The 23,621-nt window shown below is 48.6% G+C and carries 19 protein-coding genes and 1 pseudogene; 13 read left to right on the forward strand and 7 right to left on the reverse strand.

Annotated features, from left to right (window positions below; genetic code table 11):
- Window positions 1–78: 78 nt before the first annotated feature.
- The gene (locus tag ACZ5R2_RS19740; RefSeq protein WP_464902905.1) at window positions 79–975 is read right to left on the reverse strand and encodes a LysR family transcriptional regulator; all 897 of its coding nucleotides are present in this window, start codon (window positions 973–975) and stop codon (window positions 79–81) included.
- 155 nt (window positions 976–1,130) lie between these two features.
- Here ACZ5R2_RS19740 and ACZ5R2_RS19745 point away from each other — a divergent pair, with 155 nt between their 5' ends.
- Window positions 1,131–2,024 (forward strand): SDR family oxidoreductase, encoded by an 894-nt coding sequence (locus ACZ5R2_RS19745; RefSeq protein ID WP_464902904.1) that lies wholly within the window; start codon window positions 1,131–1,133, stop codon window positions 2,022–2,024.
- A gap of 104 nt (window positions 2,025–2,128) precedes the next feature.
- Here the strand turns inward: ACZ5R2_RS19745 and ACZ5R2_RS19750 are convergent, their stop codons facing one another.
- Window positions 2,129–3,067 (reverse strand): bile acid:sodium symporter family protein, encoded by a 939-nt coding sequence (locus ACZ5R2_RS19750; RefSeq protein ID WP_464902903.1) that lies wholly within the window; start codon window positions 3,065–3,067, stop codon window positions 2,129–2,131.
- Between the two features lie 260 nt (window positions 3,068–3,327).
- On the opposite strand from ACZ5R2_RS19750, the gene ACZ5R2_RS19755 reads away from it, so the two are divergent.
- The 12 genes and pseudogenes from ACZ5R2_RS19755 (at window position 3,328) to ACZ5R2_RS19810 (ending at window position 18,241) form a co-directional block, all read left to right on the forward strand.
- Entirely contained in the window at window positions 3,328–4,080 is a 753-nt protein-coding gene (locus ACZ5R2_RS19755; RefSeq protein ID WP_464919440.1) for a dienelactone hydrolase family protein, read from the forward strand.
- Window positions 4,081–5,244: 1,164 nt separating this feature from the next.
- Window positions 5,245–5,580, forward strand: coding sequence for a hypothetical protein (locus ACZ5R2_RS19760; protein WP_464902901.1), 336 nt, complete (start codon window positions 5,245–5,247; stop codon window positions 5,578–5,580).
- 100 nt (window positions 5,581–5,680) lie between these two features.
- Window positions 5,681–6,229 (forward strand): hypothetical protein, encoded by a 549-nt coding sequence (locus ACZ5R2_RS19765; RefSeq protein ID WP_464902900.1) that lies wholly within the window; start codon window positions 5,681–5,683, stop codon window positions 6,227–6,229.
- Window positions 6,230–6,295: 66 nt separating this feature from the next.
- Complete coding sequence (locus tag ACZ5R2_RS19770; RefSeq protein WP_464902899.1) at window positions 6,296–6,814, forward strand: hypothetical protein; 519 nt, start codon at window positions 6,296–6,298, stop codon at window positions 6,812–6,814.
- A gap of 5 nt (window positions 6,815–6,819) precedes the next feature.
- Window positions 6,820–9,630, forward strand: a complete 2,811-nt coding sequence (locus tag ACZ5R2_RS19775) for a TcfC E-set like domain-containing protein (protein ID WP_464902898.1) — start codon at window positions 6,820–6,822, stop codon at window positions 9,628–9,630.
- On the forward strand, window positions 9,617–10,345 hold the full coding sequence (locus ACZ5R2_RS19780; RefSeq protein ID WP_464902897.1) for a hypothetical protein: 729 nt from the start codon (window positions 9,617–9,619) through the stop codon (window positions 10,343–10,345). The genes ACZ5R2_RS19775 and ACZ5R2_RS19780 overlap by 14 nt, the downstream gene beginning before the upstream one ends.
- The gene (locus tag ACZ5R2_RS19785; protein ID WP_464902896.1) at window positions 10,342–11,379 is read left to right on the forward strand and encodes a hypothetical protein; all 1,038 of its coding nucleotides are present in this window, start codon (window positions 10,342–10,344) and stop codon (window positions 11,377–11,379) included. The genes ACZ5R2_RS19780 and ACZ5R2_RS19785 overlap by 4 nt, the downstream gene beginning before the upstream one ends.
- Window positions 11,330–12,205 carry a LysM peptidoglycan-binding domain-containing protein gene (locus ACZ5R2_RS19790; protein WP_464919441.1) on the forward strand — a complete coding sequence of 292 codons (876 nt, stop codon included), beginning with the start codon at window positions 11,330–11,332 and terminating at the stop codon, window positions 12,203–12,205. Before ACZ5R2_RS19785 ends, ACZ5R2_RS19790 begins: the two co-directional genes overlap by 50 nt.
- Window positions 12,186–14,441: an RCC1 domain-containing protein gene (locus tag ACZ5R2_RS19795; RefSeq protein ID WP_464902894.1), complete on the forward strand. Its 2,256-nt coding sequence runs from the start codon at window positions 12,186–12,188 to the stop codon at window positions 14,439–14,441. The genes ACZ5R2_RS19790 and ACZ5R2_RS19795 overlap by 20 nt, the downstream gene beginning before the upstream one ends.
- A gap of 68 nt (window positions 14,442–14,509) precedes the next feature.
- Window positions 14,510–16,681, forward strand: a complete 2,172-nt coding sequence (locus ACZ5R2_RS19800; protein WP_464902893.1) for an RCC1 domain-containing protein — start codon at window positions 14,510–14,512, stop codon at window positions 16,679–16,681.
- Between the two features lie 293 nt (window positions 16,682–16,974).
- Window positions 16,975–17,085 (forward strand): annotated as a pseudogene (locus tag ACZ5R2_RS19805) (IS481 family transposase); the annotation flags it as partial.
- Window positions 17,086–17,986: 901 nt separating this feature from the next.
- On the forward strand, window positions 17,987–18,241 hold the full coding sequence (locus tag ACZ5R2_RS19810; protein ID WP_464902892.1) for a hypothetical protein: 255 nt from the start codon (window positions 17,987–17,989) through the stop codon (window positions 18,239–18,241).
- Window positions 18,242–18,482: 241 nt separating this feature from the next.
- On the opposite strand, the gene ACZ5R2_RS19815 is transcribed toward ACZ5R2_RS19810, so the two are convergent.
- The 5 genes from ACZ5R2_RS19815 to ACZ5R2_RS19835 all read right to left on the reverse strand — a co-directional run bounded on the left by ACZ5R2_RS19815 (window position 18,483) and on the right by ACZ5R2_RS19835 (window position 23,611).
- Entirely contained in the window at window positions 18,483–19,406 is a 924-nt protein-coding gene (locus tag ACZ5R2_RS19815) for a DMT family transporter (RefSeq protein WP_464902891.1), read from the reverse strand.
- Between the two features lie 266 nt (window positions 19,407–19,672).
- Window positions 19,673–20,011: a cytosolic protein gene (locus ACZ5R2_RS19820; RefSeq protein WP_464902890.1), complete on the reverse strand. Its 339-nt coding sequence runs from the start codon at window positions 20,009–20,011 to the stop codon at window positions 19,673–19,675.
- A 45-nt stretch (window positions 20,012–20,056) separates the two neighbouring features.
- A complete protein-coding gene (locus ACZ5R2_RS19825) occupies window positions 20,057–21,091 on the reverse strand; it encodes an aldose epimerase family protein (RefSeq protein ID WP_464902889.1) in 1,035 nt (344 codons plus the stop codon).
- Window positions 21,092–21,100: 9 nt separating this feature from the next.
- Window positions 21,101–22,069, reverse strand: a complete 969-nt coding sequence (locus ACZ5R2_RS19830; protein ID WP_464902888.1) for a D-2-hydroxyacid dehydrogenase — start codon at window positions 22,067–22,069, stop codon at window positions 21,101–21,103.
- Window positions 22,070–22,078: 9 nt separating this feature from the next.
- Complete coding sequence (locus tag ACZ5R2_RS19835; protein WP_464902887.1) at window positions 22,079–23,611, reverse strand: tripartite tricarboxylate transporter permease; 1,533 nt, start codon at window positions 23,609–23,611, stop codon at window positions 22,079–22,081.
- Window positions 23,612–23,621: the final 10 nt, after the last annotated feature.

The raw sequence follows: 23,621 nt of genomic DNA on the forward strand, positions 1-23,621 counted from the left end.
TTGTTTTAGTGGTTAATCAATTAAAATGAGGTTACAAAACATAAGAGCCATTGTTTCAATATGACACGCTCATTGACCTCAATTGAAAAAGTCACTCCTCTGTTTAAGAAACTCAATCAATGCGCGCACTCTTGCTGGCATAAGGGCTTTATCTTGATAAACGGCATAGATTGGAACCTTTAGATCATGGACCTCGGGTAAGAGTCGCACTAGTTTGCCTGACTCTAACTCTTTGTAGACCATAAAACTGGGCACAATGGCAAAGCCATGATGATGGAGCAAGAACCCTTTAACTGAGGCCGAGGTTCTCACAGAAACCTTTGGCGTATGAGCAAGTTTGACGACCCGGTGGTCAGTAGCTGTCAACGTCAACTGTTTATCGCCGTGCACAATGTGGTGGCTAATCCAGTCCATTTTAAGCAGATCTTCAGCGCACTCCAGTGGTTGTCCTGTTGCTAGGTGCTTGTCAAGGTACTCAGGCGAGGTGCAGATCATGTCAGTAAAGTGGCCAAGTTTGATCGCATATAAACTGGAATCTTCGAGCATTGATGACGCCCTGAGCGCGATATCACAGCGAGACTCAATTAAGTTGGTGTAACTGTCACTTTCTACAATATCCAGTTTGATTGCTGGATATTGGGTTAAAAACTCACTGAGCAGATCAATGAGGGCCATACTTGGAGTCGAGATCCGGATCAGGCCGCTGAGGTTGTGCTCATCCTCCTGGATCATATCATTAGCTTGCTGCGCTATGTCTCTGACCGCGCAGCACTTCTCAAAGTAATGAGCCCCAGATTGGGTAAGAGAAAGGGATCGCGTAGTTCGGTGCAAGAGACGGGTGTTGAGATCATTTTCTAGTTTGGTCACGATCTGCGATACCCGTGCCTTGCCCAGGTTCAGCTCTTCTGCCGCTTTAGTAAAAGATTGGTTTTCGACGACTTTTGCAAAAACCATCATGTCATCTAGCGATATCATACTTACACTGTTTAATTCAAATTAACAATGAGTTTAATTGTACGCTAATTATCTCTGCAATCATTACCTTTATAGTGACCTCATCAACAACGCCAAGTGCCGACAGAAAACAACAGTCGTACACAAGGGCTGCAAACCCAGATGGAGAATCAAACATGTCACAGCAAAAAATTCTAGTCACAGGCGCAAGCGGTAAATTGGGTCAACAGGTGGTGAGCTATCTTCTTGAGGACTTTAAGCTGGCCCCAGGTCAACTGATTGTAACCAGCCGTCGAGCAGAGAGTCTGCAACATCTAGCAGCAAAAGGGGTCGAGGTGCGCGAGGCCGACTTGTCACAGCCTGATTCATTGGTCGCAGCGTTTGAAGGGGCTGATAAGTTACTGTTAATCAGTATTGATGCGTCCGGACCTCGCACTCAAGCACACCTTAATGCGGTTGAGGCTGCGCAGGGGGCAGGAGTCAAGCATATTAGCTACACCTCAATGCCCGAAGCGCTGCAATCGCCACTGGTCTTTGCCCATGAACACCAAGCCACCGAAAAGGCGATCATGCAAAGTGGCATTGCTTCAGCAACTATTTTGCGTAACAACTGGTATTTTGAGAATCTGCCGGAGTACTTTGCAAGTATCTTCCAAACTGGTTTTTGGCTCACCTCGTCAGGGCTTGGTCAGGTAGCCGAACTGTCTCGCCAAGACCTTGCTTATGCGGCCGCGGCTTCACTGATGCATGAGAGCCAGGGTAAACACACCCTATCTTTAAATGGTGTTGAGTCCCTGACTCATGAGCAGATGGCGAAGCAGATTGATGAGGTATTAGGGACCTCAATCCAAGTTGTACAGCTTAGTGACGAGGACTATCAGGCCAAACTGGAGAGCTTTGAGTTACCAAAGGCGATTGTTTACTTGTGTGTCACTATGGACGAGCACAATCGAGCCGGTCATTCGGATGGCGATAGCACTGACTTTGAAGCCTTGACTGGGAAAAAGCCAATGTCGTTCAAAGCTTGGCTTGAGGCAAACAAGACTCAGCTTCAGAACTTGGTGAAATGAGTTTAACGCCCAGCACTGCGGCGCTGTTTAACCCAGCGTCGTCATGAGGTTTTGATTGGTTGCTAGGTTAACTGCCTAGCAACCCGCTCTAGCTTGGCCATAGGCTAATTTGCGGCAACCGAATCTTTGCTGTTATCCGATTCTTTACTCACCCAGTACCCAGCAAGCAGCGAACCCGAGATGTTGTGCCAGACAGAGAATATCGTGCCAGCAATGGCCGATGCTGGAGAGAAGAATTTCATCGCTAGTGCGGTTGCTAGCCCTGAGTTTTGCAGTCCAACCTCGAACGCGATGGTACGGCAGGTAGATTCATTAAAGCCAAGTAGGCGACAGCAGTAGTAGCCAGCCGAGAGACCGAATCCGTTGTGAACAACAACCGCAAGTGCCACCATTGAACCAACTTGGCTGATGTTTTCGGCATTGAGCGACACGACGATAGCAATAATCAAGACAATCGCAACCATAGAGATAAGCGGCAGCACAGGGCTGATTTTTGCTACGACTTTATGGGCAAAGGTATTGATCAATAGTCCCAAGCCAACGGGAAGTAAAACGATTTTCACCAGACTCATTAGCATGGCCGAAGTCGGGACATCAACGGTTTCACCAACCAAAAGTTGCACCAGAAATGGGGTCAAAACCACTCCTATCAAGGTTGAAATTGCGGTCATGGTTATCGACAGCGCCACATTACCTTTGGCCAAAAACGACATCACATTCGACGATGTTCCCCCGGCGACACTACCAACCAACACCATGCCGACGGTTAGCTCACTATCAAAACCCAGTGCGATACTGATGGCCAAGGCGGAAAGTGGCATCAACAAAAACTGCAACAGCACTCCAATACCCACGGCTTTTTTATATTGAGCGACGTTAACAAAATCCTTCGGTAATAAGCTAATACCCATCGCCAGCATGATGATCGTCAGCAGCGGCACGATTTGATCCTTCAAACCGATAAACAGCTCAGGCGATAGATAGGCTGTCGCTGCGAATAGCACTGCCCAAACCGGAAAAAGCTGGTTGATTTTGTTTATCATACGATGTCCTTATCCTTAAGTGATTTACAAAAAACAAGTTGTTTAATGATATTAACTCATCGGTGCGCTTGGTAATGTCGTTAATACATAACATTGATCACAAACAGTTCACTTAAGGGTGGTTAGTATTTAGACATTACTTTAACCACCAGATGACTCCAATGCTCTCACGAATCAAATCATTTACCCTAGGGGCATTATGTTTATGTGTTTCTTTAGGCGTAATAGCGAATGACTACGGACAAACTATCCAAATACCGATGAAAGACAAAGGTATGCTGTGGGATACTGAGATCAAATTACAAGCAACGCTGTATAAACCGGAGGGGCAAGGTCCTTTTCCAACCGTTATTTTCAATCATGGTTCTACTGGCGGCAGCAAAGAATATGCCAGGCAAACGGTTAATCCTTGGGGTTTAGGGAAAGTATTGAACGAGAAAAACATCGCCCTCATTGTTCCAATGAGGCGGGGTCGGGGGAACTCACAAGGCCGCTATAAAGAGCAATATACATGTGACTCTAAGGGCATTGCTCAAGGGTTCGATTATGCAATGGCGTCGTTGGATGCATCCTATCAATTCCTGCTAAAACAATCTTGGGTCGACAAGAGTAAGGTTATGCTCGTTGGTAATTCAAGAGGGGGAATTCTCTCGCTAAGGTACGCATCTGAACACCCTGATTCGTTTACTGGAGTCATTAACTTTTCTGGCGGTTGGGTCGATGATACTTGCGCTAGCGGCGGCGTTTCACCCAATGAAGCGATTTTTGCAACCGCGGGTAGTGCGCTTAGCACCCCAACTCTATTCATCTATGGCAGAAATGATCCGTTTTACGCCGACCAAACAATCGAAAAGTTTGTCAGCTCTTATAAGAATGCTGGCGGTTCTCTAGATTTTAAGTTCTACAAACTCGGTGAAGGGGTATCCGGACATGACATTTTCTACAAGTATTATCATCTATGGTCAGGTGTCGTAGGTCAGTATTTGTTAGATACCGAAATGGATGTTAACTAATCGCTTTTCTACCAATAGCCCTATATAGGGCAGATAACTAAGAAAATAAATCAATTGTCGCTGGCAGACCCATTCTCACACCAACAACAAGCAATACAGTAGCCAGAATTTTGTTGATGATATTTAGGTATCCAGTGTCATTAACACGCTGACCAATCAAGAGGCCGAGGATGTCGTAATCAATGGCGCACCAAAGGCAAAAGCCGGCAAAAATGCACACCAGACGAGAATCGACACGCCAGTAATGCCAGCGGCGGAAAATTGTACTGTCGCTATTGACAATACACTGGTTATCCCTGTTTGATTTTAGCTATAAAGAGGGATGTATCGTTTCACTAAGTGATATATGTCACAAATTTCAAAGCGTAGTGGACTCTAATAATCGTGGTAACCGCTACATTAATGCAGCGCTTAATTATCAGAATGAGCATTGCAATAGAACACTTATGTTACGCTAGGCTAAGTATAGATAAAATAGAGAAACATAAAATAGTCTGTATATATCAAACTCAAGAGAAATACTTTATATAGACCAGCAATAAAGACAAACATGCGACAATAAGGGTTTTTGGTAGTTTTAATGACTACTGGTTTTTGAGATGACTCTTGTTTTATATTCTTAATATTCAATAAATATAACGAGTTTATAATGAAAATTTCAACATGAGAATATGCTAATTATTCGTATATTTGATCTTTATGATAAGCATCATTTAATAGCAAGCATCAGAAAAACTCAAAATACAGGATTGCGATTTTTTTCAGCATAGTTAGAATACGGTGCATCAATCAGGCATTTAATCGTGTCTCATACTTAAAAGCGATGAGCCATATCTCTTTGTGTTTAACATAATGGAGATAATACGAAGTGTCTTTTGATTATATTCTATCTGATAATCACTTAGTATGATACATATCATGCTAGGTAACACATGCATATGGAGCGATCATCAAAAACTATAAACTAGTGTCAGAGTTGTGATGCTCGCTCCAAATGCCTCTTTTCCCTCGCATGATATGTATCATTCTTAGTGCTTATCAGATAGCATATAATCAAAAGACACTTCGTATTATCTCCATTATGTTAAAACGGTTAGGCTCCTTAACTGTACTCGTCATTTTCTTATGTTGTCAGTAGCCTCGACGTTGGGGGTTGGTAAATTCATGGCAATAACGTTTCAACAACTATTAGATAGAAGCGAGCATATTAAGCTTGATGGTTTAGTGTTCTTAGAGAATGGGCATATTTTTAATGAAGGAAGTTTGTATCCTACTGGACGCATTTCTTATTCTCAATACGTAACGTTAAAGATTCTGTATAAACACAGAAATGCAGACATCATCTCTACCCAAGAGCTTAAAGATAATCTCACGACTCATAATTGCAGCGGTAGTGATGCGACGGTCAGAAATGTCATTTACGGCATTAAACGCTTATTGCCAGATTCGAAATTAGTCGCAATTCGTCAAGTTGGATATTTTCTAAAATCCAGCGAGTGATTAAGTTTTGCTTGCAGTTACTGTAAGTGAATTCAAGTTGTACTTACCTTCGCACCATTAAAGGTATTACGACATATTTAATAGCAAATAAGGAAAGATAATGAATAAGATTTCAATTGCAGCATGTCTGTCTATGGCGCTCTTCGCGGGTCACAGTTTGGCAGACACAGAGGCGTCACAAGATTTTCAGTGGTCGGGTGTAGTGCCTTCTGAGTCTACCAGTGATACATGGAAAATCTATCAGGCGCTGAACAGCCCGGATTTCTTAAACGGTACCGTAAAGTTTGGTGATGCTGACGAGACTACAGGTGTTCGTGACGTCGAAACAGATACATTGAGTTTCTATGTTGCGGATGTAGCGACCGGTGACGTGTCACCAGAGAGTTACACAATTGAGCTAAATCGTCTGACTTCGAAGTTGAGTTCGGATTTGGTGCCAGTTGATGCGCGTGACGATTACGCGCTGTCCTATCTTGCAGGCTCTGCAGCAGCAGAAGAGCTAAGTGTGGGCGACTCAGCAGAGATTACCAATGGTAGCGACGTGGTCGGTCTAAATGTGGCCACTATCAGCCCGCTAGATTTTACCGCGGGTGAGGACTTGACGATTACCGCTTCGCTTCTTGTTACTGATGTAGTGGTTGCACCGTAACGTCGTTGGTATGGACGGGCGCTCCTGTTATCGAGGGGAGCGCCTCTTTTTTTCTAAGGAGAGTGCATGATACGACAGGTAAGTCTTCTTGTTGGTCTTCTCAGTGCGAGTGTAGGGGCCGAGATTCATACTCTCGACGTGCCTGTATCGGTGGAAGTGGTGACTACGCCCACGTATCGCATTGTCAATCGAGGTACAACGGATTTTCTTTCGGGGACACTGGGGTATGACTGGCGTCAGTCACCGCTTCACATTTACACCAGTGACATGATGTTTCAAGTGATGAAGATCACCAACGGTGTGTTGGATGGCTCTGTGTCTGATTTCACGCTCGTCAACGACGACATGACCTATCGCATTAATGACCAAGAGGCGGTCAGTATAGACTCCGCGAACCCTGCCTACCAGCTATATGTATCCGGGGGCTTGTTAGGGTTGTCAGAGCAACGGACAGAGATGCCAGGTGAGGAAGTTGTGCGTTTGTCCATGACGTCTAATGCCAGTTACAGCGGGCCGCCTGCGTGGCAAGAGGGAGAAGGACTGACGTTATCCATCACACTACTTATCACTGATGTAAGGATGTGAGACCAATGAAGAAGTTCAAGAAGTACATTGGCCTAATCGCCTGTATGACAGCGCTGTTTAGTTGCTTGTGGTATGTCAAAGTGGCCTATGCCCAAGAGGAGTCGACCACCCCTTCTTATTACCCAGAAGGGTTTTCAGATTTTTTTGTCCAAACACGTCGTCCCATCCATATCGCCATTGCGGGCGAGCGTACTGGGTTGAGCGTGTCTGCAATGACCAATTTTGAGCGGTTTTGGCTTCGTCAAGACGACGAGGCGACCTTACAAGCCGTTAGGGGGTATTTGTCGGCCCAATCTGTGGGGGCTGCGACGATAGCGACTATTGAGCAAGATATGCTCGCGGGTATTCGCTCCGATGAAGCCTGTTACTATGTTCTGGTGGCGTCAGAGTGTTTGTTGCAAGCTACTGAGATGCCGCGTTATGCCTATGATTTCGACCGTTCAAAATTGATTATTTTCATGCCAGCGAATGCGTTGGATAACCAGAGTGACGCGTTTGGTTATGCGTCGCCCTACAGTGAGCACAATGCCTTGATTAACACCTCACGATTGTACGGGTCGGTGGATTTGGATGGGGGTAAGGGGGTGTCGTGGTCGAACGACACTGTACTGGGACTGCCGCTTGGGCATGTTCAGTTGGACACGCAATACCAGCAGCGTCAGGGCTCAGATTCGAATTTTGACGTGTACAAAGCGCTATACGATTTACCGCTGCAGGGGCATCGAGTGGTGGTGGGCCGCAGTCGTTATGGTGTGTCATTCAACACAACAGACTTTCTAAATAACAGCGCCCTGGTGACGGGAGACCGAGTCAGTGTGGGCAGCAGTCGTTTGCTGATGAACGGTCGAGAGCAAGATAGGCAGCGCATTTATTTCTATGCCCCGTCTTATGGTCAGTTGGAAGTCTATCAAGGCGAGCGTCTGTTGCTGTCGCGCGCGGTCACCGAAGGGCGTCAGTCAATACGCTACTCTGAATTGCCTAAAGGGGCCTACGACATCGTGGTGCGATTGAATGTGGCGGGCAATGTGCTGCTCAATGAAGTGCACACGGTGGTCAATAATGACCGATTCTCGTTGCCGGTGGGCGATTGGGATTATGTGGTGTCAGCGGGTTGGTTTGATACTCGTTACTCAAACAGCGATGACTATTACGCTAGGGCGCTTGGCAGCTATCGCTGGCGTGAGAACTGGATGTGGTTGGCGGGCCTGACTGGGGATGGTCGTGAGGCTTATGGTCAAGTGGGTCTGAACTGGATGTGGGACAGTGGCACCATGGTCGATTACACGTACGGTCGATTTGACCAAGGCGCATCGTTTTCGACTGCGCGATTAACTTGGGTGCCGCTGTTTGTTGACTATCGACAGTTGTCACTCGATGACATGGCGGTCGATAACTTAAACAATGACGACGTCACGACGCTGGCGCAGAGTTTGTACGGCCAGCAAGGGTATCGAGACATCGGTGTTGGGGCGTCGTGGTCGTGGCTAGGGATGAATGGTTATTTACGCTACAGCCAATACGCCTATCAAGAGGCGGTGGATGAGATGACTACGCTGAATCACCAGTACTCGCTGGGGCTGACGCGCGCGATGCCACTGGGCTCTGTCAATGTCACCATGACGTATACCCAGCCGAAATCGTCAATCTCAAAGCTTGACCAAATGTGGGTAGGGGTGACTTGGTCCCTGCCGCTTGGGGAAGACTGGTCTGCGCAAGCGGCGATGTTCAGCGATTTTGATGGCATGGTCAGAAACACCAACTCGTTACGTAAACAGAATCGCTTCGAGAATGGGTGGCTGGTCGATGGTGGGATAGGGGCCACGATTGAGACCCATGAACAGCTGTCTGCCGAGCTATCTGGAACGGCTTCTGGTCGAGTGGGCACAGTGGCGCAGATGAACGCCTATGGCTATGTCGATGACCAGCAAATCTCCACTGTGTCTGGCACGGTGAGCAGTACGCAGGTGTGGTCGGGGCAAGGGCTTCGATTTACCGACAGAAAAAGCGACAGTTATGTGCAAGTACAGCCACAGTATGGTGGTGAGCACCATGACCCTATCCGTGTGATGGTGCAGCGCGATGGTCGCTACGGCCAACGAGCGGATATCGGCAGTGAGGGGGCACTTCTTGGTCAGCAGGCGTATCAATCGCTGATGTTAACGGTTGACGCCCGTCGCCATCAAGTGGCACCGCAGACGCGTCAGTTTGAGTTTTATAGCTACCCTGGCAGCGTTTACCAGTTCTTGCCTGAGCTGTATCAAGTCGACATTCAGATGGTGATATTGGACGACGTCTTCAGTCATGCGATTCAAGATGTGCAGTGCATTGGTGAAGGGTGCGTCAGTGTTGAAGCGGTCACGGACGACGGGGTATTCCGAGTCTCGACTCTATCGGGTAAGCCCTATCGATTGGTGTCGAATAAAGGCTTGTGCGTGCTAGATGAGTCGAGCGCTACGTCCTTAGTGATTAAAGGGTATTGCTTGCCAGGGATTGATCGTGACGCCTCGCTTAATGGTGAACGCTGGCAAGATTCTTCCTTCCTGCTCGAGAAAAGCGATGCCTTGGTGGTGTACTTAGGTCTGTTCACGTCCCAAACGCTGGAGGTGGCGACGCTGCAGTTGGAAACGCTCAACATTCGTTATAAATCGATTCAAGTGGGTGGACACTTTTATCTGTATGTCCTCACTGACCAGCACTTTACCAGTGCGCAGTTAGATTATCTTCAAGAGCTGGATGCCTATGTGTTGTTGCAAGGCTCAGAGCTAAGCCCATTAACCATTTTGACCTTAGAGGAGAGGATGAATGACGCATCGTAGTCTGAAGTGGTGGCACGGTATGTGTCTGTTGGCGATGGGCGGTTTGCCTTTGTCCTCGTCGGCTTTTGAAATCGATTCCATGTACCAAGTGATGAATCGTGAAGGGACAGCCAGTTTCATCATTAAAAACAGCGAAGACTATCGCATTTTTGTCGGCACGTCTGTGAATGAGCTTCATTTTGACGAGCAAGGCGCGATGAACAAGGTGCCTTACTCACGAGACAACATCGGGCAGTGGGCTTTGGATGTCTTTCCGGCGAGAGCCATTATTGAACCGGGGCTGGAAAAGGTGTTTGAGGTGACCATGCGCTGTGAGTTGCAGTGTGACTATCGTGATGACCAAGTGTATCAGGTAGCGTTTGTTCCAGTGCCTTATCGTGAGGGGGTCGCGGGAGCGGTGTCTCAGATGGCGGTTGGATTTGGCCCGTATGTGGTTTACCCAGGTAAAGGGCGCCCACAGTTAGACGCTGTGGTCAATTACCAGGGGACGACGTTAACGGTGTTCAATCACTCTCCCCATGTGTTGACGACCCGAGTGTCGGCCTGTCAGGGAGCGCTCAAAGACGAATGCAAGCGCACCTTAACGGTATTAGGGGGACGGTCATTGTCATTTTCGCTTCCTGAGCCTATGCAAACGCCATCATTGACCCTGACGTACTCGGATGTGAGGGGCAAGGCGATGGGTGAGCAGCAGGTACTAAGGAGGCCTGAATGAGAGTGAAGGGTGTGATGCTCCTGATGATGAGCAGTGTGACGTGCTCCGCGATGGCCAACGTCACGATTAGCGGGGAGCTGAAGGGTGAACGCGTGAGTTGGTCAAATGTGACCTCGTCACGAATAGCTGGCGACAGTGAGCCTCATCAGTGGACGCCCGTTGAGGGGCTAGCGTCGACATCACGCTGGGTGCCAGGGGGGCTGGTGACGAGCGTAACCGAGGTGACGGTTCGCCGAAATGGCGTAGCGGTGACTCTCCCTTTTGACGTCATGGGGGTGGCTTACCACGCGGTCAAACAAGGCCCGACTGAGGCGGCGTCAAGCATCACACCGATTTGTACCTCCACGGAGAGCGACGTTGGCCTGGCTTGGGTAAAAGGCGAGCATTGCTTCGCGCCTCGTCAATGGGTCAGCGCTGAGCGAATCACGCCATTTTCATTTGTGAAGCCCTTGTTTCGTTTGGGCGACGATGCGGCGATAGCGCAAGCGTTCAGTCAGGCCAACGCGGAGCCCGGTGAGTACCTGGGGACCGCGTTTATGACGTACCGATATGCCTACGATTACGAGGGGGTGAACACACTGCGCCAGCTCTCTTTGCCCATCGATGTCCGTCTTCACTATAACCCGGCCAGCATCACCAGTGTCAGCCTGATTGGGGATGGCAAAATTACGCCCAGAATAGGCAATGGCGTCGCACTTTCTGGTGAGGCGAACTACATCATCAAGGCGACAGGGACATTCGTCAATGGCATGAGTCTGAGTTTGCAACACCCTACGCGTACGTTTGAGATGAAAAAGATCGACAACGTGTTGGCGACGCCATTGCCTTACTTCTTGCGCTGTTTGTCGTCGTGCTCTGATGATGAATGGATAGACGTCAATGGCCACGCGCGGGTGACCACGGTCACGGTTGGCGGAGAAGGGTCAGCATTGGAAGTAAAGCTACAAACCGGGATTGACGAGTTACCACTCATGGATTTAGAGGATGGGGAATACAGTGACACCTTTACTTTGTTACTTGAAGCGAACTACTAGCCTGTTGGGTTGGTCAGCGCTGGCCTTGACCAGTCTACCAAGTCTTGCGTGTGAGTCTGACCACTGCGCCTACGGCAGTGCCAGTCTCGGGGTGAGTGCGGACGCCGAACTCAATGAGCCGTATGGTCGGTTGGCCATGGGGTATCGCTTTGCAGATACGGTGGAGCTTGGGGTGGGCTACCATCGCTGGCTCGGTGAATCTCGCAACGATTCCGGCTTAGAAGGCGTGCTTCGTTTACTTGCGCCTATTACCCCGCAGTCGCGATTGTTCGTTGAGACCGGGCCTTATCAGGCCAAAGGTCACTACTATCTTGGCGCAGGGTTACGCTATCAGGGATGGAGGTCATGGTCTCTCGACCTCGGTTATCGACGATACCAAGGTGGGGAGGCGTCGGGTGTTCGTTATACCGGAGGGCTGACGGTCAATTATGCCTTGGGTTTAACATCGTCAACTGAGCCGGTGCAAACGACGGTGACAGAGCCTCGCCCTTCTCAGCCGCTTGTCACTACGCCAGTGTCACCGGTCACGCCAACCACTCCGACGCAGGAAGTCGCGACACCAATTCAACCTCGTTCATCGTCACAATGTCTAACGGTGTACACCCAAGACGATGTCTTGCCTGACGTTGACCTTGACACCTACGTGGTCAAAAAGGACGACTGGCTGCTCAAGATTGCGCGCCAACAGTGTGTAACGTTCGAGTGGCTGGTAAGGCACAACACCGAGACGCTGGACCACAGTAATTATGATTTGATTTACCCCGAGCAGCGACTTTGGGTGCCGAAGAGGAAGGAGACACAAGGCGATGACCATCACAACGATTAAGTCAATGGGCGCAGTGGCTTTGTGTGCGCTCGCCATTCTGACAGGCTGTCAGTCTGAGGGGCGCCAGCAAAAAGGGGAGTCCGTCCCACCGTTTGCAGCGCCCAACATTCTGGTGGCGACAGAATCAGGCCACGATGCCATCGATGTGTCGGCATGGGTGAGTGTGGGCGCGACAGGGGCTTACTTAAGTGAGGTCACGGCGGTAAGCAGTAACTCAGCACAGTGCGGTGAGCCCTTGACGACAGGCACCTTGCAATTTACCCGAGAGCAATCGACGTCGGTCTCTTGTCAGTATGATTACACGTTGCGTGCCTACGGGGCCGATGAGGCGGGGAACGTCTCGAGGCAAAATGCAATGCAGCAGCAACAAGGTCGAGTGACTACGTTTGTGTCGAGCAGCACCATTCCGACGGTATCGCCTCAGTCGATAGTGCTGGGTGTGGGCAAACAAGACACGGTTTCGGTGGCGCTCTCTGGATACCATCTCGAGCCAGATATCACGTCGATGGGTGCGGTGGACGTGGTGGCCAGCGATGTGGTCCAGCAAACGATAACGCTCGAAGGCACCACCATGGGGTCTGGTCAAGTGCACTATCTACTGGCGAGTGATGCGAACCCTGACGAGCGAAAGTTTGGGGTGATTTACGTCACCGTGATTGGTGATGAGGCCAGTGAACTGAGCGCATCCAACTTTGCGGTGCCGGACGACACCGCTCACACTCAGGTCTTTCCTAGTCGGGTCATTACTATTGATGTGAAGGCGTTTGTGGCAACCTCAACACCCGAAACTTTGCAGTTGGTGAGTGTCGATAGTCTGACATCAATGGTAGTGCCATCCGATGAGAACGATTTCACCAATACGAGCTTTACATTCACAGCGACGACCGAGGGCGATCATATCGTGAGCTATGTGGTGTCGGACCAACAAGGGTATTTTGATGCAGGGTTGTTGACAGTCACCGTATCCCGGGACCCATTTGTATTAGAGAGTTCTCGTATTGTTGGCAATAGAAGGGCGTTTGCGGCTATAGCCGATGACGACACGATAAAGGTATGGGGGGATGATATCGCTGGCGGTAATCAGTCCGACGTCACGGAAGTGACCGATGTCAAAGCCATTCATTCAAATTTGCTTTCGTTTGCTGCCGTGTATGGGGATGAAAACCGAGTTTGGGTATGGGGACATGATAGCTATGGAGGTAACCAAAGTGACGTAGTTGAACTCAAAGACGTCAAAGCCATTGTCTCAAGTGATACTGGCTATGCAGTGGTGTACGGGGATGAAAATCGTGTAAAAACTTGGGGAAATTATGTCAGTCAAAACGATGTCAATGGTCTGCGTGATGTCAAGGCGATTTACTCTACACAACGAGCTTTTGCTGCGGTCTATGGGGAAGAGAATAAAGTGTGGGTCTGGGGGACCAATATCTTTGGTGGAAATCAAAGCGACGTAGCAGGCCTCGAAGATGTCAAAGCGGTGTATTCAACCACTCGAGCTTTCGCAGCAGTGTATGGGGATGAGAATAAAGTTCGGGCCTGGGGAGGAAATGAATATGGAGGAAACCAAAATGATGTAAGTGCATTATCAGACGTCAAGGACATTTACTCTGCAGGCGAGGCTTTTGCTGCTGTATATGGGGATGAAAATCGAGTCTGGGCCTGGGGAAATGACTTCTATGGTGGCAACCAAAGTCAGGTTTCGGAGCTAAAAGATGTCAAGACCATCTCTTCAACACATGCTGCTTTTGCGGCCATTTATGGGGATGAAAACCGAGTTTGGGCCTGGGGATTAAATAGTTATGGTGGTAATCAAAGTCACGTAGAGAGTTTTACGGGGGTGACGGCTATCTACTCCAATGAGGGCGCGTTTGCGGCGACATACGGGAACGAGAATAAAGTCAAAGCGTGGGGCCAAAATAGTTATGGTGGTATTCAATCCGACGTTGACAGTTTGACAGGTGTTATCGCCATTTATTCAACAACTGGGGTGACAGCAGGGGCGTTTGCCGCAGTGTATGGTGATGAAAATAGGGTGCAAGCCTGGGGCGATCCCTCCTCTGGCGGGAGTCCTAGTGATGTGGTAGGTCTGAGTGCCGTTAACGGCGTTTTTCCAAATGCTTACGCGTTTGCTGCGACAAACTGGGAAGACGGGAGCGTGGCAGTTTGGGGATCGAGTCATTACGGTGGTGACCAAGATGATGTGGATGCACTGAATTTCACCGTAACACTGCGATAAATTGAGAGGAGGATATTGTGGTAAAAAAACTCAATAGGCACAAGAATCGATGGGCGTTCACTTGTTGCATGTTACTGTCGATAGGGATAGTAGGGTGCCAACCTGATGAGAACAATCAGCCGGATATTCCCGCCTTTGCTGCGCCCAATATCGTCGTGGCAACACCTCAAGCTGACAGTGATGTTGACCTGTCCGGTTGGCTCAATAACTCGCAGGTAAGCATTACGGACGTTCGCTCTCTCCCAACCAACCCAAATGAGTGTGGTCCAGCGACGGCTTACAATGAACAGCGCTTTTCTCGAGCGCAATCTGAGACTGTGGTCTGTCAGTATGAGTATACGTTAACGTTGCATCAGCAAGGGGATGCTTGGCAATCATTTGAAGACACCGGCGTGGTGACTACGCTCGTGTCAACCAACACGGAGCCGGCTTTGACGTCAACATCGCTAGCGCTATGGTTGGGTGACACACAAGACGTCTCGGTCTCAGAGCCCGGCTACACTTTAGAAAACATCATGGTTCAGGGCGCCATATCGGCGGTGGCTAACTTAGGCACTCAGTCAATCTCGCTCAGCGCTGACCAAGGCACTGGATTGGGAGAGGTGCATTATACCATGGTCAATACCAGTGATACTGACGACCGTATGTTTGGTGTCATTTATACCTCGGTGTCGGTTACCGGTATTGATGGTCCGATTGCTGGCAATGGCGAGGTGCCCAATGGCGTTACAGCGCCAACACGGGTTTACGTAGACCAAGTGGTGACAATAAGCATAAAAGACTTTGTCAATGAGGGGGATATGGATTGGCAACTGACCGACGTTCAAAGTCTCACGGCCACGACTTATCTGGCGCCACCCCCTGACGATGATGGCCAGCATATCTCGTTTACGGCCTCGACTGAGGGCATTCATATCGTGCAGTACGTGATTAGCGACTTTAGTGGCAACTACTCAGTGGGACTGCTGTCCGTAACGGTAACCGCGCCTAAAACGTTAATAGACAGTCGCCGTATTGTCGGTACACGCCAAGCATTTGCGGCCATTGCCGATGATGGAACGATAAAGGCATGGGGGCATAACGACTACGGTGGTAATCAGTCCGATGTTGCTGCTGTGACCGACGTTAAAGCCATTTACTCAACCGGTTACGCGTTCGCCGCCATCTATGGGGATGAAAACCGAGTTTGGGTCTGGGGTGCTGATATGTTTGGAGGCAACCAAAGTGATGTAATTGGGCTCAAAGATGTCAAAGCCATTTATTCGACCAACTCAGCGTTTGCAGCGGTCTATGGGGATGAAAACCGAGTCTGGATTTGGGGAAACTTGGTAAGTCAAGGCGATGTTGATGGTTTGCGAGACGTCAAAGCGGTGTACTCAACGTTTCTCGCGTTTGCGGCGGTTTATGGCGATGAGAATAGAGTTTGGGCTTGGGGAAGAGGTGATTATGGTGGCGACCAAAGTGATGTCGATGGTCTAACCGATGTCAAAATGGTGTATTCGACCACTCAAGCCTTTGCAGCAATCTATGGGGATGACCGCAAAGTCTTGGCCTGGGGAGCGGATGTTTATGGCGGTAACCAACATGACGTGGCCGCATTATCCGATGTCCATGACATTTATCCAGGAAGCTATGCGTTTGCCGCGGTATATGGCGATGAAAATAGAGCTTGGGTGTGGGGGGATGATAGCTATGGAGGTAACTCCAATGATGTAGCCGGACTCAAAGATGTCATTACTATGTCATCAACACAGTTTGCCTTTGCGGCTGTCTATGGCGATGAGAGTAGAGTGAAGGTTTGGGGGTTAGATAGTCATGGTGGCGCTCAAGCGGACGTGGACGGGTTGACTGACGTTTCCGCCATTTACTCTACGGCTATTGACTTTGCGGCACTATATGGCGACGAGCGTAAAGTCAAAGTGTGGGGATTATTAGGGGCAGGCAGCGACCAAAGTGCTGTCGACAGCCTCTCAGACATCAAGGGTATTTTCTCTACAGAAACGGCGTTTGCTGCGGTATATGGCGAGGAGTACAAGGTTCAGACTTGGGGGGATCATATCTCTGGGGGTAGGCCCAGTGATGTGGATGGTCTTGATACCGTTAACGCCGTTTTTTCCAATGCTTATGCCTTTGCAACCACAAACTGGGAAGACGGTAGCGTGTTTGTCTGGGGGAAGGATGAAAATGGTGGTAGACAAAGCGATGTCGATGAACTGAACTTTACGGTGACGCTAGAATAAAGTCAAAGCGTATGCAAGAAAGACGGAAGTAATGGCAAGATCCATTACTTCCTTATCTGTTTGTGGGCATCGTCTCGACGGGAGAATGAAAGTGTTATTTGAAGGCATTGGTTGAGTCACGCCACTTGGTTATAGTGCAGTAAGAGCAATGTAAACCGTTGCTGAAATAACGTACCAAAATCAGAGCAAACGCCCCATTCATCCAGAAGTAATCCGACTTTAGAAAACACACCTAATCACTGCGATACTGCATAAAATTTTATCCAAAGCATCCTTCAAACCCATCGTAACCATTAAAGGGCTCAGCTCCGATGGATAGAATAACTGAGTTATCTGACCAAACTCCTTTGTCTGAAAAGGTATCTCAGCAATACAAGATCAAGGAAGGGCGACTTCAAGAGTAGAATTATAAGCTCGAACTTGAGCTAAGAAAATTGAGACCCTCTCTATGAATCACACATACCAACGGTCATGCCGGGGCAAGTATTTAACGTCCTCTTACGGGATGGGCCACTGGCCAGCACCGACCCCTATCATAGTTTCTTTATAAACGCTCCCTGTTTTGCTAGGTCATCATTAGGTAATGTCAAACATGATTAGTCTAGATATTTAGTGACGGTGTAACCTGTGCAGTCATGAGTTACTGTGCGATGAAATGCCGGAAAGCGCGAGCGCACCGAGTAAGAGCGGAACTTGTTTTTAGCACAAAACTTTTTGTTGATGAGAGTATATCCGGTAAGGATTTTTCTGCCTTTCCTGCCGGACCCGTGAAGCGCCATTGCAGTTGTCTTTCTTGCGTTTGTTATTGCAGTAGGGTGTTTACCGCCACCTTACTATCCTTTTTTATAAAGTCTATCCGTTTGAATGCACTTTGTGTGGCTGGCAACCGCGCTTTGTCCCTTCCTATGTAGGAATCAATAAACAACGGTTAGTCAATGAAACCTTAAGTAGGCGTAGAAAGGCCGCGGCCTAGGGTATATCTGTCCAAATTCTGGTACAGCAGCATTTTTCTGCTCAAAAAACAGCCCCCTTGTGATGAGTCGAATTCACATACGCTAAAAATAAATGATCCTAATCGCAGATAAATTTAGCCTAGGAGGCTTTGAAATCGCCAAACATGAACTATCCAATTTCCGCTTGACTACAAAAAAGTAGAGTTGCCTTATAAGACGTCCGACCTGTAAATGTGGTTTAGGTCACGAAAAGTTTGATCTCCGGAAATAACGATCTAACATAACAAGTGAGAAACACAATTGTTACAAATGGTAACAATTGTGTTGTTTGCCTTAAAAAAGGATATAACTTATGCGTAACGTCGTGTTAGGTCTCATCAGTCTTCTAACTGTCACTATATCACAATCGACATTTGCCGCTTCTGCTCAATTTCAATGGCATGGCACTGTCCCTTATCCAACCTTCAATAGTTCGATTTCACAACAGCATATTCCAATTGGTCGCGAGTTGTCATTCAGAGTCAACGGGCAAAGTTATCAGTACGCTACGATGACATACAACCAGCATTTAGGTTTGAAAGTACAAGTCATTGAGCTTGTTATGTAAGTTGCAGCATGAGAAAACTTGGCCCCATCGCAGAATAATCCAGGTAGCCGTTTTAGAAGTGTTTAGCGATTTTCCTTTGCGTACCTCTGAATATTGCGAAATGAGATAGCTCCTTATAAAGAGAGTATCAAGTGAAAATAGGTTTGGGCCGGTTATTGTGACGACTAAAGCTTCATCATACTGTCCGCTGCTGTTTAGTCGTGTTAGCAAAATACGTCCTGGCCCAGGGTTTTCTATATGACTATTGTCTAGAACACATGACTAGCATAGAAAGTACGACGATGAGAAGTCCAATCGCGTGCAAGGTTGTAAAGGCTTCACCCAACACATACACAGCTGCACCCGCAGTAATGATTGGCCCAATATTTGCGCTCAAGCTTACTTCTGCTGGAGTGAGGATTTCCATTCCGGCAGCAATCAAATAGGCGGGTAACACAGTGCAGACCAACCCAAGGATGACCCCCAAGCCTATAAGCGTCGGGCTCCAACTATCAAAACTGCCATCCAAAATGAAAAAGTGAAGCAAAATAGCAATACTGGCGCTTGCCATCCCGACACTGGTGAAGAGTTGGCTTCCCATCCGGTTTATTAACGGCTTACTGGATAGCAAATAACATGCAAACACAAAAGCCGACGCAAAAGCTAGGCCCCCACCTAAAAATGCTTCTGAGCTAGCCCCGGTAGGCTCACCGATGACAATGGCTGTGACGCCAAGGTAGCCTGTGATAACAGCAATAATGACACGCTTTGTGGGTCGTTGTTTATAGAGTCTCCAAGAAAGCATAATGACGATGCTGGGGTAGAGAAATATAATTAATCTCTCCAACTGAGCAGAAATATGATTCAAAGAGGCTAGGTCTAGGTAGACGGTGACATAGTAGCCGAATACACCCAAAAACGCGGCTTTCCATCCATCTTGCTTTAACCGCTCACTCTTATCGTATTTAGTAATAAGGGTAAACAAAACCAATAGATAGATGGGTAAAGCACTTATTGCTCTGAGCAGCATCACGGACTGTACATTGCCACCGAACTGATAAGCGATTTTAATCAATATCGGTTTGAGTGACATGAGCGCCGTACCAGTTAGCGCAAGGCACAGGCCCTTGACGTAACTCGTTTGAAAAAAACGCTTGTTCGGAAGGGGGTCATTGTTTGAAATCATTCTCTATTCCTTAAGAAAAAGGCTACGAGAATGAACAACCACGGCTACGATTCTCGCAGCCAGGCACAACTCATCCTACCTAGCTACAGGTAAAGATGATAGCCAACGGTTGAATTGAGATGTATTCATAAAATCTCCAAGTGAGCTTTAACACTATCGGCAATTGCTTGATTGAGCAACTGAAATTTTGACTCGCCTCCTGAGCATCGGCGAAACATTTACGCTTGAACGGCAAGGGACGCCAGCTCACCGACACTGAGTGATTCTCACTCCATTCGAGTAATAAAAGTTTGCTCGTCATCTACGAAAGCGACAAAGCCGCCATGATAGATAAACACGCGACCACGTCCTTCAACTAGACAGGCAAGCTGGGGGTTCAGATCTTCTCCGATATTCTGGCTTTGAAAGGTCCCGGTATCGGTGATTTCGCCATTGAGTGTTGGCAAGTAACCATAGCTTCGCTTGGCTTGATCAATCAGGCTCAATTCGCTGGTGGTGGAGAAGTAAGAGGGGATCGCACCGGCTTCTTCGATAAACAGCGGTTTCAGCTCTTCAAAAGCGGTGATCACAAGCCAGTCGATGTCGTTTACACGATGGATAAACATAGGGTATCTCGGTAATTCTGATGCGCAGAGTTTACCACTAACAACCTACTCAGGACTAAAAAATTGATAAATAATCTTGTGTTGATAAGGCTTGTCTGGCGAGACCTCGGAGAGGGGGAAGTGGTCGATATTGACGGCATTAACATAGCCTTTGGGCTCTAGACAAACGCCGGCAAACTTGTGATAAGTTGCACCAAATTTGCCGCTTACTGCATCTAGGTTGTGCCCGTTATAAAAGTGCAGTGTGCGTTCGTTGGAGTAGACGCGCAGACCAAGCTGACAGGCGGTGAGTTCTGCGACCAGGTTTGTATTGCCGTCATAGGCTAGGGTGTAAGAGTCGTTGATATCAATAGCCTGATCCACACACTCGAAGAGTGGTTTAGGGTGTTGAAAATCAAATGGTGTACCCTCTACAGAGATAAGCTCGCCATTTGGCACGCGGTCGTGTTTTTGTTGCAGTCTCTGCTGAGATGGAATCGATAGTAGGTGATCGCCAATGTAGCCAGATGAGTGACCATTGAGGTTAAAGTAGCTGTGTGCCGTGGAACTAAACGGCGAAGAAGCGTCTGACTGGGCGGCAACTTCAAGGCTTAATTGGTTATCTGATGTTAGAGTGTAAGTCGCTAGCACGTCGATTTTTGAGGGAAAGCCTTCCTCACCGTCATTATCGACTAAGCCTAGCGTCAACGAGACGCTGTGCTCAGTTTTACTGGTGCCGACGATTTTCCACACCCGATGGTGATAACCAAACCGCCCACCATGGACGCAGTGTTTACCTTGATAGGCATTAGCGTTGACCTTAATGGTTCGACCTTGGTAGTCAAACTGTGCGTTCTCGATGCGATTGGCCACTCGGCCAATGATCGCGCCCATATAGTGCGGGTCATTGGCATAGTCGGCAAGCCGATCATAGCCCAAGACGACATCGACCAACTCACCATTACGATTAGGCACCAGCAAGTATTTGATGATCCCGCCCAGTGTCAGGATCGATACCGACATGCCGGTGCTAGAGGTCATAGTCACTTGGTGAACACTCTGGTTGTAGAAATAACCGACATGACGGGTATCGATAGGCATAACGCGCTCCTAAGGGTTGACGACATTGATGGGCTGGCCATCAATAAAGCTTTGGATGTTGCTAGCGACCATATTCATGATCCGCTCACGTGCATCGAGGGTGGCCCAAGCGATGTGTGGTGTGATCACGCAGTTTGGCGCAGCCAGCAGCGGGTTATCCACCGCTGGAGGCTCTTGCCAAAGCGTATCGAGCGCAGCACCTGCGATCTCGCCTTGTGTCAATGCCTCGGCTAGCTCTTGCTCTTGGACCAGCTGCCCACGCGAGGTATTGATCAGCAGGGCACTTGGTTTCATTTTCTTGAGTGTCTGTTGGTTGATCATATTCTCGGTGGCGGGCAGCGCGGGGCAGTGCAGTGAGACGAAGTCCGACTCACATAACAAGCGATCGAGTGAGACTTTCTTGTGCTCATACACTGGGACGGTGGCGCTAAAGTCGTCGTGCGCTAAGACTTGCATGCCAAACGCGCTGGCAATTGCTCCCACTTGCTGACCGATGTTGCCAAAGCCAACGATGCCCAAGGTTTTACCCGCTAGCTCGACTTGTGGTGTGAGCCAGTAGGTCCAATCTTGGTTATTACTCCAACCGAGATTAGTTTTGACATCATCGCTGATGCTGCCAACGTTACGAGCGAACTGGAATATATGCGCAAACACCATCTCAGCCACGGTTTGGGTACCGTAAACCGGCACGTTCATCACCACGATGCCTTTTTGCTTGGCGTAGTCGACATCCACCACATTATAACCAGTGGCGAGCACGGCGATACATTCAAGCTCTGGGCAGGCATCGATGACCTGTTGGGTGATAGGGGTCTTGTTGGTCAGTAGGACGCTAGCATTTTGCGCACGCTCGATCACCTGCTCTGGTCCTTCGGTGCTGCGGTCAAAGCACTGAAACTCGCCGAGTGAGGCAATCGGTGTCCATGGATTATCGCCTGGATTAAGGGTGTAACCATCCAAACAAACAATAGTTTTCATATCTTTTCCTTAAGATGACGTTGCTAGGCGACTTTTCACCGAGCTAAAGAGGTTGCGAATGGCGCGGTTAACCGCCGGAATTTGGCTACAAATGATCATCACAATCACACACACCAAGATAAATGAGATTGGGCGCTCTATCATCGGCATCAGGCTACCTCCGGTGGTTTTTAGGCCAGTACGCAAAGAAGTATCCGCCATTGGCCCTAAGATCACGCCAATAACCAACGGTGCAATCGGCACTTTAAGCTTCATAAAGAAGTAGGAGATGATACCGATGATACCCATTAAATACAGGTTGAACACGCGCATCCCTAGTGCAAATGAGCCAATCACACACAAGACGGCAATCAAAGGCATAAACAGCGTTTGTGGAATACGCAGGATATGGATGACTTGCTTAGACAAGATCATACCGCACACCCACATTGCAATCGCAGCGGCAAACAAGATCGCCGTGACTTCAGGGATAAATGTTGGGTTGGTTTTCAGTAGCATTGGACCTGGTGCGACATTATGCAGCATTAAGGCACCAAGGAGCATTACTGCCGGTGGCGAGCCAGGAATACCAAGGCTGAGCAGTGGGATCATTGCACCACCGACACATGCTTGGTTGGCCGTTGAAGTGGAAATAACCCCCTCTGGCGCACCTTTACCGAAGGTTTCCGGTTTTTTACTGGTTTTACGCGAGATGCCGTAGGCTACCCAAGCCGCGATGTCCTCGCCAATGCCGGGCACGGCACCGATACCGACACCAGTTAATGCCGATGCGATGATATTACGGGTGTTTTGAAACATGGTTTTAAAGTCGGGCATCAAGCGTCCAATCGATTTGGCGTTCATCGATTTCATCTTCAGTTTAGACTCTAACACCGACATGATTTGCGGGATGCCAAACGCACCAATCAAGACCGGCACCACATCGATACCATTATCCAGCTCATGGATGCCCATGGTGAAGCGCGGGTACATCTGCATATGGTCTTGGCCGATGGTAGAGAGCCAGATTCCAAATAGACCCGCAATCCAGCCTTTGATGGCCAATTCGGGTGAGGTTAGGCTTCCCGATATCAGAATGCCAAATAGGGCCAGCAAGAAATATTCGTACGAGGTGAACTGCAATGCTGCTTTAGCGATAACAGGTGAGAGCAGCGCGACAAACACCATACCGATCGCAGAGCCTATCAAAGATGAGGTTGTCGCGAGACCAAACGCGCGCCCCGCTTGCCCTTGCTGAGCCATTGGATAGCCGTCCATGGCCGTTGCCGCAGAGGCAGCAGTTCCAGGAATGTTCAGCAAAATCGAGGTGTACATGCCGCCATACACACCGCCGACATAAATAGACAAAAGGGCAAGCAGCGCGGTTTGATTATCGAGACCGTAGGTGAGGGTGGTGAGTAGTGCCACCCCCAAGGTTGCGGTCAATCCGGGCATCGCGCCAAAAATAATCCCCAAGAAAGTACTGCCGACCAGGATCAGTATCAGCAGTGGTGAGGTGAAAATATGCCAAAACATACTTCCGAAAGTGGTCAAAATATCCATGTTTATCACC

The sequence above is a fragment of the Vibrio sabulosilitoris genome, from assembly GCF_055391395.1.

Bases quoted from the DNA above. Each gene is read 5' to 3' on its own strand.
- ACZ5R2_RS19740 (WP_464902905.1), bottom strand. From the start codon at position 975: ATGATATCGCTAGATGACATGATGGTTTTTGCAAAAGTCGTCGAAAAC.
- ACZ5R2_RS19745 (WP_464902904.1), top strand. From the start codon at position 1,131: ATGTCACAGCAAAAAATTCTAGTCACAGGCGCAAGCGGTAAATTGGGT.
- ACZ5R2_RS19750 (WP_464902903.1), bottom strand. From the start codon at position 3,067: ATGATAAACAAAATCAACCAGCTTTTTCCGGTTTGGGCAGTGCTATTC.
- ACZ5R2_RS19755 (WP_464919440.1), top strand. From the start codon at position 3,328: ATGAAAGACAAAGGTATGCTGTGGGATACTGAGATCAAATTACAAGCA.
- ACZ5R2_RS19760 (WP_464902901.1), top strand. From the start codon at position 5,245: ATGGCAATAACGTTTCAACAACTATTAGATAGAAGCGAGCATATTAAG.
- ACZ5R2_RS19765 (WP_464902900.1), top strand. From the start codon at position 5,681: ATGAATAAGATTTCAATTGCAGCATGTCTGTCTATGGCGCTCTTCGCG.
- ACZ5R2_RS19770 (WP_464902899.1), top strand. From the start codon at position 6,296: ATGATACGACAGGTAAGTCTTCTTGTTGGTCTTCTCAGTGCGAGTGTA.
- ACZ5R2_RS19775 (WP_464902898.1), top strand. From the start codon at position 6,820: ATGAAGAAGTTCAAGAAGTACATTGGCCTAATCGCCTGTATGACAGCG.
- ACZ5R2_RS19780 (WP_464902897.1), top strand. From the start codon at position 9,617: ATGACGCATCGTAGTCTGAAGTGGTGGCACGGTATGTGTCTGTTGGCG.
- ACZ5R2_RS19785 (WP_464902896.1), top strand. From the start codon at position 10,342: ATGAGAGTGAAGGGTGTGATGCTCCTGATGATGAGCAGTGTGACGTGC.
- ACZ5R2_RS19790 (WP_464919441.1), top strand. From the start codon at position 11,330: ATGGGGAATACAGTGACACCTTTACTTTGTTACTTGAAGCGAACTACT.
- ACZ5R2_RS19795 (WP_464902894.1), top strand. From the start codon at position 12,186: ATGACCATCACAACGATTAAGTCAATGGGCGCAGTGGCTTTGTGTGCG.
- ACZ5R2_RS19800 (WP_464902893.1), top strand. From the start codon at position 14,510: ATGTTACTGTCGATAGGGATAGTAGGGTGCCAACCTGATGAGAACAAT.
- ACZ5R2_RS19810 (WP_464902892.1), top strand. From the start codon at position 17,987: ATGCGTAACGTCGTGTTAGGTCTCATCAGTCTTCTAACTGTCACTATA.
- ACZ5R2_RS19815 (WP_464902891.1), bottom strand. From the start codon at position 19,406: ATGATTTCAAACAATGACCCCCTTCCGAACAAGCGTTTTTTTCAAACG.
- ACZ5R2_RS19820 (WP_464902890.1), bottom strand. From the start codon at position 20,011: ATGTTTATCCATCGTGTAAACGACATCGACTGGCTTGTGATCACCGCT.
- ACZ5R2_RS19825 (WP_464902889.1), bottom strand. From the start codon at position 21,091: ATGCCTATCGATACCCGTCATGTCGGTTATTTCTACAACCAGAGTGTT.
- ACZ5R2_RS19830 (WP_464902888.1), bottom strand. From the start codon at position 22,069: ATGAAAACTATTGTTTGTTTGGATGGTTACACCCTTAATCCAGGCGAT.
- ACZ5R2_RS19835 (WP_464902887.1), bottom strand. From the start codon at position 23,611: ATGGATATTTTGACCACTTTCGGAAGTATGTTTTGGCATATTTTCACC.